Source organism: Pandoraea morbifera, from assembly GCF_902459575.1.
Taxonomy (GTDB): domain Bacteria; phylum Pseudomonadota; class Gammaproteobacteria; order Burkholderiales; family Burkholderiaceae; genus Pandoraea; species Pandoraea morbifera.
This window is the reverse complement of record NZ_CABPSD010000001.1, coordinates 791,132-801,833: the sequence shown is the minus strand read 5'-3', so window position 1 is coordinate 801,833 and position 10,702 is coordinate 791,132. Positions and strand designations below refer to the sequence as shown.

General features: G+C 64.8%; 9 protein-coding genes. All 9 read right to left on the bottom strand.

Going from position 1 to position 10,702, the window contains the following annotated elements; genetic code table 11:
- Nucleotides 1–325: 325 nt before the first annotated feature.
- Nucleotides 326–1,654 (bottom strand): glucarate dehydratase, encoded by a 1,329-nt coding sequence (gene gudD, locus PMO31116_RS03455; protein ID WP_150565452.1) that lies wholly within the window; start codon nucleotides 1,652–1,654, stop codon nucleotides 326–328.
- Nucleotides 1,655–1,932: 278 nt separating this feature from the next.
- Nucleotides 1,933–3,282, bottom strand: a complete 1,350-nt coding sequence (locus PMO31116_RS03450) for an MATE family efflux transporter (RefSeq protein WP_150565451.1) — start codon at nucleotides 3,280–3,282, stop codon at nucleotides 1,933–1,935.
- A gap of 21 nt (nucleotides 3,283–3,303) precedes the next feature.
- Nucleotides 3,304–5,034, bottom strand: coding sequence for an ArnT family glycosyltransferase (locus tag PMO31116_RS03445; protein ID WP_150565450.1), 1,731 nt, complete (start codon nucleotides 5,032–5,034; stop codon nucleotides 3,304–3,306).
- A gap of 307 nt (nucleotides 5,035–5,341) precedes the next feature.
- Entirely contained in the window at nucleotides 5,342–5,608 is a 267-nt protein-coding gene (locus PMO31116_RS03440) for a type B 50S ribosomal protein L31 (RefSeq protein ID WP_023595484.1), read from the bottom strand.
- Nucleotides 5,609–5,766: 158 nt separating this feature from the next.
- Complete coding sequence (locus PMO31116_RS03435) at nucleotides 5,767–6,618, bottom strand: M90 family metallopeptidase (protein ID WP_150565449.1); 852 nt, start codon at nucleotides 6,616–6,618, stop codon at nucleotides 5,767–5,769.
- Between the two features lie 191 nt (nucleotides 6,619–6,809).
- Nucleotides 6,810–7,187 (bottom strand): hypothetical protein, encoded by a 378-nt coding sequence (locus tag PMO31116_RS03430; RefSeq protein ID WP_150565448.1) that lies wholly within the window; start codon nucleotides 7,185–7,187, stop codon nucleotides 6,810–6,812.
- 647 nt (nucleotides 7,188–7,834) lie between these two features.
- Nucleotides 7,835–9,256, bottom strand: a complete 1,422-nt coding sequence (locus PMO31116_RS03425; RefSeq protein ID WP_150565447.1) for an FAD-binding oxidoreductase — start codon at nucleotides 9,254–9,256, stop codon at nucleotides 7,835–7,837.
- A 69-nt stretch (nucleotides 9,257–9,325) separates the two neighbouring features.
- Complete coding sequence (locus tag PMO31116_RS03420) at nucleotides 9,326–9,742, bottom strand: DUF2069 domain-containing protein (RefSeq protein WP_150565518.1); 417 nt, start codon at nucleotides 9,740–9,742, stop codon at nucleotides 9,326–9,328.
- Nucleotides 9,743–9,880: 138 nt separating this feature from the next.
- Nucleotides 9,881–10,468 carry an NAD(P)H:quinone oxidoreductase gene (gene wrbA / locus PMO31116_RS03415; protein ID WP_150565446.1) on the bottom strand — a complete coding sequence of 196 codons (588 nt, stop codon included), beginning with the start codon at nucleotides 10,466–10,468 and terminating at the stop codon, nucleotides 9,881–9,883.
- Nucleotides 10,469–10,702: the final 234 nt, after the last annotated feature.

Below are 10,702 nucleotides of genomic sequence, written 5' to 3'. Positions count from 1 at the left end.
AGCGGTAGTTCAGTTGGTTAGAATACCGGCCTGTCACGCCGGGGGTCGCGGGTTCGAGCCCCGTCCGCTCCGCCAAACGAAGAAAGCCCAGGCTAACGCCTGGGCTTTTTTTTCTCTATCGTTCGCTTCTTGCCGCTGCAGTCGAAGGTTTGCACTGCGCCTTTCGGATGTTCTCGGAGCAAATTTTCCTGCGTTCATCCGCCGGCCAGAGCCTTCGCGGAATTTTCGCGTCAATCTCGCTGAACTCGCAAAACTTGCGCATCGAGGTGCCGCAAGGGGCCTGAGCGGCGAACCCTCGCGTCGCGATCTTTCCCGGCCGCGCGTTTCAGCGGACCAGACACGGTCGTTTCGGGTCGAATTTCCAGTTCGGAATGATCGATTGCATGGCGATGCTGTCGTCCCGAGCCCCCAGCCCGTACTCGAGGTACAGCGCATGCGCCGCCTGCACGGCTTCCATGTCGAGACTGACGCCGAGTCCCGGTGCGGTCGGCACCTTGACGGTGCCGTCGACGATTTGCAGCGGATGCGTGGTGAGGCACTGCCCATCCTGCCAGATCCAGTGCGTGTCGATCGCGGTAATCTTTCCGGGCGCTGCTGCGGCGACGTGCGTGAACATCGCGAGCGAGACGTCGAAGTGGTTGTTCGAGTGCGATCCCCAGGTCAGGCCCCAGTCGTGGCACATTTGCGCGACTCTCACCGAGCCCTGCATCGTCCAGAAATGCGGATCGGCCAACGGGATGTCGACGGATTGCAGCTGAATCGCATGCCCCATCTGACGCCAATCCGTTGCGATCATATTGGTCGCCGTCGGCAGCCCGGTGATGCGACGGAATTCCGCCATCACTTCGCGGCCTGAATAGCCATTCTCCGCACCACACGGATCTTCGGCATAAGCCAGCACGTCGTGCTTGTCGCGACACAGACGCACCGCCTCGGCTAGCGACCATGCGCCATTCGGATCGAGTGTCACGCGCGCCTTCGGGAAGCGTTTGGCAAGCGCGGTCACGGCTTCGATTTCGGCATCTCCTTCGAGTACGCCACCCTTGAGCTTGAAGTCCTGGAACCCGTAACGCGCGTGTGCAGCCTCCGCCAGCCGCACGACGGCATCGGGCGTCATCGCGACTTCCGTGCGGACTCGCTCCCACTCATCGCGCGCGGCGCGATTGTCGGCATAGGGGAGATCGCTGGCATGGCGATCGCCGATGAAGAACAGATAGCCGAGCATCGCGACTTCACTTCGCTGTTGCCCGTCACCCAGCAGCGCGGCGACCGGCACTTCGAGATGTTGTCCAAGCAGGTCGAGAAGGGCGGCTTCCAGCGCCGTGACGGCATGAATCGTCGTGCGCAAGTCAAAGGTCTGCAAGCCTCGGCCTGCGGCGTCGCGGTCGGCGAAAATACGCCGCGTCTGGCCGAGAATGGCCTGAATATTGGCAATCGACTGGCCCACGACATAGGGGCGCGAATCCTCGAGTGTCTGTCGTATCGCTTCGCCGCCAGGGACTTCGCCAACCCCCATATGCCCAGCGCTGTCTTGCAGGATGACGAGATTGCGAGTGAAGAACGGTCCATGGGCGCCGCTCAGGTTCAGCAACATGCTGTCGCGGCCGGCAACGGGAATGACGCGAAGGTCGGTAACGATCGGGGTTCGGCTCATGGTGGGTGTGCGGGTAGGCAGGAAGGTCGATAACGGTGCGAGGCTTGTTGTATGTCGTCAGACAACATTCTAGGGAAAGCCCATTGAAATGCCTTTGGGGGTATACCCCATTTGCCAGGGGTTTTACAAGGCGATGGGATGGTGAGATCGTAACGGCGTACCATCCCGGCATCGGTACGCGTATTCCTGTGTTGTCGTACAACGCGGGAATCGCCGAGATGCGAGCGCGGCGGGGCTGCCGTCCGGCGTGCGAGGCAACGGCGCTGGCGCCTGGGTCGTCAGCCTTTGATGCGTACGACCCAGCGCAGGTAAAGGAGCAGACCGAGGGCGGCGACGCCCAGGCTTGCACTGTTCGCGAACCAGAACCCGGCGGCGCCGTGAAGCCATGCCGGCGACATTCCTCCGACGTCGAAACCCAATGCATAACCGCCCCCCAGGCCAACGCCCCAGAGCGACAGGGCGTAAATGACCGTGGGTACCACGGCGACCTTCCAGGCGCGGAGCACGAAGACTGCTGTCACTTGCAGTGCATCGAACACGTGGTAGAGGGCTACGATCGCGAGCAGCGGGGTCGTGACCGCCGCCACGAGCGGGTCGGCGGTGTAGGCCGCGAGGATCAATGGCCGGCCGATCCACATGAGCGTTGCGAGCAGTACGCCCAACATGCCGGCAAACTCTACGCCACGGCGTCCGACCCGGCGAGCCAGCGTGAAGTCGCGCGAGCCGATCGCCTGCGCGGTGAGCGTCGAGGTCGCGATGCCGATCGACATCGGCAGCATGTACATGAGGGCGCCGAGGTTGGCGGCAATCTGATGTCCGGCGAGCGTAACGTCGCCCAGGCGCGCAATGAAGATCGCCATGAAGGAGAACGCCGTGACCTCGATCAGGTAGCTCAGGCCCATCGGCACACCGAGTTTGAGCAGAGCGCGAATGGCGTGCCAGTTCGGCCAGCAGAATCGCGCGAAGATGCCGAACTCGCGTAACTTGGCGTGACGCGCCATGAGCGTGAGTCCCAGTGCGCATGACACCCAATTGATGGCGGTCGTGGCAATGGCGCAACCGGTACTGCCGAGCGCCGGGATGCCCAGACGCTCGACGCCGTAGATCAGTGCGAGATTCAGCGGGACTTTCAGTGCAAGTCCCGTCACCTGAATTGCCATGACGATGCGCGGCAGACCGACCGCCGTCGACAGGGACGAGTACAGGCGAAAGAGCAGTGCGGCGGGCAGGCCGAAGGCGAGCGTCTGCAGATAGGCGCTCGCTCTCGCCTCGAGTTCGGGGGTAGCTTCGGAGAGCTGCAGGATGAACTGCGGATGCGACAGGACAAGTACGCCCGGCACCGCGAGGAACAGGGCCAGCCAGAAACCCTGACGCACTTCCTCGCCGATGGCGTCGCGCGCGCCGCCGCCGAACAACTGCGCGACGATCGGCGAGAGCGCCACCAGGATGCCCATCAGCCCAACGTACACGGAAATGTAAATGGAGCCGCCGAGTGCCAGCGATGCGAGATCGAATGCAGAGGCGCGGCCGACCATCGCGGTGTCGATCACGCCAAAGGCGATGACCGCCAATTGGCCGATCAGCACCGGCCAGGCCAGCCCGGCAATGCGTTTGATGTCATGCCACATGCTGTTGCGCATCGGCCCCGGTCAGCGTGGCCGCGCGGCACGACGCCACGGACGCTCCTGCAGCACGTAGAGACGGAAGCGCTCGTCGCGGTCGGCCGCGCGACGGCCTTCCCACAACTGGCGCCACTCGTAAGGCGCGAGCGAGAGCGGTTCGCTGTAATCTTGCGAGTCCTGGCGCAGCAGCACGTCGCAGTCGTCTTCGGCCGAGCCGAAGCGCATCTTGCCGAAGTAGGCGAACGACGCCAACTGCGCATCACCCACGCGCGCGGTGCGAATGCAGGTGTAATCGGCGGGAAGATGCGCGGCGATCTGTGCGGCGACGTCGCGATACGTCCGGCCGTAGTTCACGACCGGCAGCCACAGCGTCATGAGCAGCACCCACATGAGCGTGGTGCCTCCCGAGGACAGCACGACGCTGCGCCACAGCACCTTGGGGCTGCGCGACACGCGCCAGGCCACCAGTGCGACCCAGGCGCCAGTCACGATCAGCGCACTTATCAGCGTGATCCAGCTGAACTCGGGCTGAAAGCCCGGCACCAGACGGCGCAGGTTGCGTGCCGTGGACGCCGGAAATCCGGTAATGCCGGCGAGCCACACGATCCAGACGAAGCCGGCCAGCACGGTAAAGGACAACACGGCGAACCAGTCGATGGCGTTGACCGTGCCGCGTTTGAGCGTGGGCAGGCCGAAGGCGGCGATGATCGACAGTGCCGGCAGCGTGAGCATGAAGAGCTGGTTGCCCTGATGCGCCTGAAGCACGATCAGCACCAGGATCACGATGGCGAAGGCCAGCGCGATTGCGATATGCGGTGCGCGTCGCATGCCGCGCCATGAGTACAGGGACCAGGCGGCGAGCGGCCACGCCGGCCAGGCGAATAGTGCGAGGTTTTTTGCGATGTAGCTCAGCGACACGAGCGAAGGGCCACTGAAGGTATCGACGCCGATGTCAGCCCACTCGCCGAGCCATTGGCGCGCGCCATCGGCCAGTTTCAACGCGGCGAGCGGCCATGTGCAGGCGATGAGCAGGGCGATGGGGGTGGACACCAGCAGGAGCATGCGCAGCGGCAGAGGGCGACACACGATCGCGGCTGCGATGCCGGCGATCCACAGCGAGAGCACCATCATCGGCGACGAGGCGAGCGCCATGCCGCCGAGTGCAAGACCGAACCACATGGCGCCCTGGCGCGGCTTGTCGAGACTGCGCACCAGACCGTAGATGGCCATGGAAATCAGCGTGAGCTGGCCGACGGTAGACGTCGTTTCGTGGCCGCGTTCGGCCAGACCGAAACAGGCGAGCAGAATCAGCAGGGCACCGTCGGCGAGGGTGCGTCCGTAGTCGCGCGGCTCGGGTTCTCCGCCGAAGGCATACTTGAACGGCTGGACTTCGGGGCGACGGCCCAGCAAGTAGGTGCCGTACCAGATGAAGGTGCAGGTCGCGTAAAAGCAAAGGCCGGTGACGACGCGGGCGGCGTCGGGCGCGTCGAGCCACGAGAAGGCGCGAATGGCGAGCGCACCGAGCCATGAGACCAGCGGCCCGCTGTCATAAATGGGTTTGCCGGCGATGTTGGGCAACAGCCAGTCCGACAAGTGGCCGTGCGCCATCGTCCACATCACGCCGAAGCCCGCCGCATCCTCGTTCTTCCACGGGTCGCGACCGAACAACCCCGCCAGCACATAGATGACGCAAATGGCAATGAGCAGCGAGCGGGGTAGCGCGCTGGTGGCGGAGGCAGTGATGCGAACTCGTTTCATAGGCGATACGGCAAGCCCGGCGCACCGGCCGGATGGGAAAACTCAGGAGATGAGCCGGAACCGGCCCGGGGGTGAAACCTGGGTGATGCTCAGGGTGCGACCAAGGGAAAACTCGGGTGTATTGCGAAAGCCGACAGTATGACAGTAACCGGCATTTCGGCGCAGGCCAGAACCAAGAAAAAAGGGCAGCCTGAGCTGCCCCTTTCCAGTGCCTTTCATAACGCTGCGGAGGTGTCCCGCAAGCCTCGGCCCGCTGACTGCTGTCGGGCCACAGGCACTACGTCGTCTGGCGCGTCGCCGATGAAACTCAGGCGATCTTGCCGCCGGCGCGATTGCCGAACTTCTGACGGAACTTGTCGACGCGGCCGGCCGTGTCCATGATGCGCTGTTCGCCCGTGTAGAAGTTGTGCGAAGCCGACGACGTATCCATCTTCACGAGCGGATAGGTCTTGCCATCCTTCTCAGCCGTTTCCTTGGTCTGGATCGTCGAGCGGGTGATGAACTCGAAGTCGACGCCGGGCGTCATGTCGCGGAACAGGACTTCGCGGTAAACCGGGTGGATGCCTTCTTTCATGATGTACCTTGGGTTAGATCGGTAGCCAGTCTGCGCGAGCCCCTTGGCCCGCTAACGCCATCACGCCATCGCTGTCCTGCGACTGGGAGGGCGCCAACCACTTTCCGGGTGAGTAAAACGCGCATTATGCCATGAAAACAACGACTTTCGCAAAGTTTTCATGGGGTTGCGCCGGGCCGTGGCGACGGCGTGCCATGCGCCTCGCCGCCATCGTCGGCCGGGGCGGCGGGATCTTGCAGGAAGTAGCGCGAAAACAAGATGTACAGGGCCGGGTATTCGTCGCGAAACGCTTCCGGGGCCACAAAAAACGCCTCGGCGCACACGGCAAAAAACTCCGACTCATGCTCCGTGGCATAGGGGTCGAGGAGCGACGCGGCGCAAAACGCCTCCCAGCGATCGTCCGGCACGTTCGCCACATGGTGGCAAAACGCTTCGTAGGCCGGGTCGAACACGTCGCACCATGCCTGCGTCGTCAGGTCGCCGTGCAAACGGCGCAACATCGGCGGCACACCGTCCGCTTCGCCGCCTTCCATGTCGATCTTGTGGACAAATTCGTGAATCACCACGTTGTACGCGAGCACGTCGCTCGCTTGCACGTCTTGCCATGAGAGCAGCACGGGGCCGCCCTCCCAGGCTTCGCCGCTCGCCTCCTGTTCGATGTCGTGAACCACGCCAGCGTCGTCCTGTACCGTTTTGCGAATCAGGAATTCGCCCGGATAGAGCACGATGCCGGTCCACCCGCGATAAAGCGCGCTTGGCAGATGAAGAATCGGCAGACAGGCCTGGGCGGCTACCGAAACGCACATGGCTTCGGTCAGCACCAGGTCGTGCGCGGTCGAGAAATGCTTGCTGGCGAGGAAGTCGGTCGCCAGATGACGCAACTTGTCGAGGTCGGTGGCGCTGCGGCGCGCCAGGAACGGCAGGGCGGCCACCACTTCCTGCCACACGGCATCGTCGATTTCGGGGCGGCGGGGCGAGCGCCTCAGGCGAGCAAGCAGGGTCTTGAGCATGGCGGGTGGAGCCGAAGTTGCGTTATGACGTTGCGTCGTGCGGAGGGCCGCGAGCCGATGTCACGCCGATGGCGCCTCGATTCTAATTTAGCCGCTTGCGGTTTGCCGCATGGATCGCGTGGCCTCGCGCTGCATCGGCGCGTTTCGTCACGGCGCCGACGTGGGGTCCGAGCGCATGCCACAGTGTGCGCTCAGCGCTGTGCAAGCTCTGGCGCCGTTTCCCAGCGAACCGCGCGAACGCCCGGCGTGTCGCCGAGTCTGGAGACGAGGTGCACGAGTGCCGCGCGACGGCTGCGTTCGCAGCGCAACACGTATTCGAGTTCGAGCAGGTAGCCCCCCGAACGCTCGGTGCGGCTGGCGTGCCCCGGGGGGAGTCTCTCGGCGCGGAGCGCGTGTCGCACCTGGGCATCGATGGCGTGGGCTTTCGTGGCGAGCGCGAGCACCACGACGCGGTATTGCGGCGACGCGTTGCTCGCAGGGCGGGTGGCCGCGGAAGGGGTGGCGCAAGGGGGCGCGAGCCGGGCACGTGCGCGATCGAGCAGCGTGGGGATGAGCATTTGCAGCGTCATGGTGTCCTCCTGATTCAAGGGCCTGAGACGGCGGATGCCGGGGCATGGTGGGGCATGGCGATGCGTGTCGCGCCAACGGTGTCACGGTGCGGCGTGACGAGCCGGCGCGTCGCGCTGTGCGATGCGTGAATTCTGCGCAAGCGTTGGCAAGCTTCGTGCGCTTGCAGACCGGGCCGACAGTGCGATGTCGGGCCGCCGCAGGCGCGCCAAGCGTGTGTCGTGCCGGACATGCGGACATGTCCGTCAAACGCTGAATTGCGGTCAGGGGTGCGGGAAATACGGGATCGCCGGTGCGGCTGCGGCCGACCTCCCGGTCGGTCCATCCATGCGATCGATGCACTACCGCTGCGGCGTCGGGCCCGGCAGCGGCAGTCGGAGACGACTGCGGGTTACCGGGCCAACGCCTCGCCGGTCATTGCCGACGCTTGCGTGCTACTGGAGCAACTGCCCACGGAAAACTCCGTCATGATGAGAAAGATGCAATTTTAGAGGGGTGTCACGCATCTGTAAAGCAATTGAGGGGGTTTTGCGGTCATTTGCCGCAATTTTGATGGTATTTCGGCGAATTTTGAATCGGCGCTTTGGTTTTTCCCTGATAGGCAAGGGGGTACCCGCGACGCGATCGCCCGCTCGGCCCCTGCACGGACTCAATCCGGCAGCACCTTGCCGGGATTCATGAGCCCGTCCGGATCGAAGGCGGCTTTCAGCCGGCGCATCAATGCCATTTCGACGGCAGACTTGTATTGCGCCGATGCGTCGCGCTTGTACTGTCCGAGGCCGTGTTCGGCGCTGATCGTGCCGCGATGCGCGTGCACGCTGTCATGGACGGCGGCGCTCACCGATGCCTGATACTGAGCCAGAAAGCGTGCGGGATCGACCCCGGGAGGTGCCATCACGTTGTAATGCAGATTGCCGTCGCCCAGATGGCCGAAGGTGACCATGCGCGCGCCGGGCGCAATGCGTTGCACGATCGGGTCGGTCGCGTCGAGAAACGCCGGGACCTGAGACACGGGCACGGCGATGTCGTGCTTGATATTGAGCCCGGAGGCGGACTGCGCGAGGGGAATGCTCTCCCGCAGGTGCCAGAGCGCATTCGATTGGGCGAGGTTGTTCGCGACGATGGCGTCGCGCACGATGCCGTCGTCCGAGGCGGCGTTCAGCAAGCGCTCCAACAGGTCACGGGCATGGGCCTCGCTCTCGATGTCGGAGAGTTCGAGCAACACGGCCTGGGGGTGCGATTGCGTGAAAGGATAACGCTGCTGAGGGAAGACCTGCGTCACGAGTCGCAGGCAGAAGTCGGACATCAGCTCGAAGCCGGTGAGCAGTGGGCCGGCCATGCGCTGCGCCAGATCGAGCAAGGCCAGCGCCTGCGCCGGGCTATCGAGCGCGGCGAGCGCCGTCATGCGGGCGGCGGGTTGCGCAAAGAGTTTGAGCGTCGCGGCGGTGATCAGCCCGAGCGTGCCCTCGGCGCCAACGAACAGGTCGCGCAGATCGTAACCGGTATTGTCCTTGCGCAGCCCGCGCAGGCCATCCCACAGTTCGCCTTGCGGCGTGACGACCTCCAGACCGAGACACAGTTCGCGGGCGTTGCCGTAACGCAGTACGGCGGTGCCGCCCGCGTTCGTGGCGAGGTTGCCGCCGATCGTGCAACTGCCTTCGGCGGCCAGGCTCAACGGGAAAAGCCGCTGCACGTCGGCCGCCGCAGCCTGGACGTTGGCGAGCAGACAACCGGCTTCGGCGATCAGTGTCATGTTCGCAGCGTCGACCTCGCGAATGCGGTCGAGGCGGCGCAAGCTGATCACGACCTGGTGGCCACTGCCATCGGGGGTCGCGCCGCCGGCGAGGCCGGTATTGCCCCCCTGCGGCACCATGGGCACGCGATGTGCGTGACACAACCGGACAATGGCGGCGACTTGTTCGGCGTTTGCGGGGCGAACGACTGCCAGTGCACGTCCCGTGTAGCGTTTGCGTTGATCGGTCAGGTAGGCGCTGGTGTCCGTGGCGTCGGTCAGCACGTGGTCGTGGCCGAGCAGGTCTCGACAGGCGATGAGGAAGCGAGCGTGGTTCATGACAGGCGAGGCGCTGCGCAAACGTCACGCGGGGGCGCGGGTGGGCGTGCGGTGAACATCTCGCGACGGCTATCGAGTAACGGCGGCACGCGCCTTTGCCGCGCGCTTGAAGGGGCGCAGGTAGAAGACGGTCGCGAAAAAGAAAATCACGCACAGCGCCGTTTCGATCCACGCGAGCGTGGCGGACGCTCCGGTGTCGGACATGCCGCGCACCACGCCTTCGGCGAGGAAAAGCAGAATGAACATGCTCGACCACTGGAGCGTATACAGGTTGCCTCGCAGCACGCCGCGCAGCGGCAGCAGCAAGAGCAGGGCCTTGAGCACCAGCCACGATCCCCCCGGGCGCAGCGGTGCAAGCCACAGCTCCCATGCGACAGACAATGCGATCAATGCCAGCAGGCTCGCGATGCTGACCCGGCGCAGCAAGGGCGAGGCGCCCGATGACGCGCTCGTCGCTGAGGGGTTTGTGGTCGGGTCGGGCGGCATGACAGTCATCGATGGGTCCCTTGGGCCGGCGCTGCGGTGCGAATGGCGCGTGTTGCGACGGGGCGGCATGTCGGCAATGCCTGGCGCTTGATCGGAAATGCGGCTGCGCGCCTCGACGCAAGCGTCAGGCGCACTGCCTCATTCTGCCAGCTTGCGGGCGGCGCGTGCGAGTCGTGCACCCAACGCCGACGCCAGTTGACGCTCGTCCGCGGACAGCGGGTTGCCATCGTGCGCGAAGTGCGTGGCTCCATAGGGGGACCCGCCGGTGCGCGTGCTCGAGAGCGCCGGTTCGGTGTACGGCAATCCCAGGAGCAGCATGCCGTGATGCAGCAGCGGAATCATCATCGAGAGCAAGGTGCTCTCCTGGCCGCCGTGCAAACTTGCGCTGGAGGTGAACACGCAGGCCGGTTTGCCGGAAAGTGCGCCGGAAAGCCATTGGGGCGTGGTGCCATCGAGGAAATACTTCAGCGCGGCGGCCATGTTGCCGAAGCGCGTGGGCGAGCCGAGGGCGAGCCCGGCGCATTCTTCAAGATCACGCAATTCGACATAGGGCGGACCGCTGTCGGGAATGTCCGGCGCGGTGGCTTCGCAGACGGTCGACACGGCGGGAACGGTACGCACCCGCGCCTGAGCGCCGGGCACGCTGTCGATGCCGGCGGCGATACACTGCGCGAGTTGTGCCGTGGTGCCGTGGCGGCTGTAGTACAGGACGAGGATTTCGGTCATGAAGTCGATTGGGGCTCGCGCAATGGGCAACGCCGTGGCACGCCGCGCGCGCGCGCTCGACGGCGTGCCGGTAAACCGCCCGTAAACCTGGGGCTTGAGTGAAAAGCGGACGAAAAGTGCGGGTATTATAGGGCGTTCCCGGTGTGGTAACGGATCGGGCACAGCGAATGATTTCCGGGCCGGCGTCCCGGCCTGTCCTGCGCCCCCACACCCTCTGTTTGTCGCCCTGTGCTC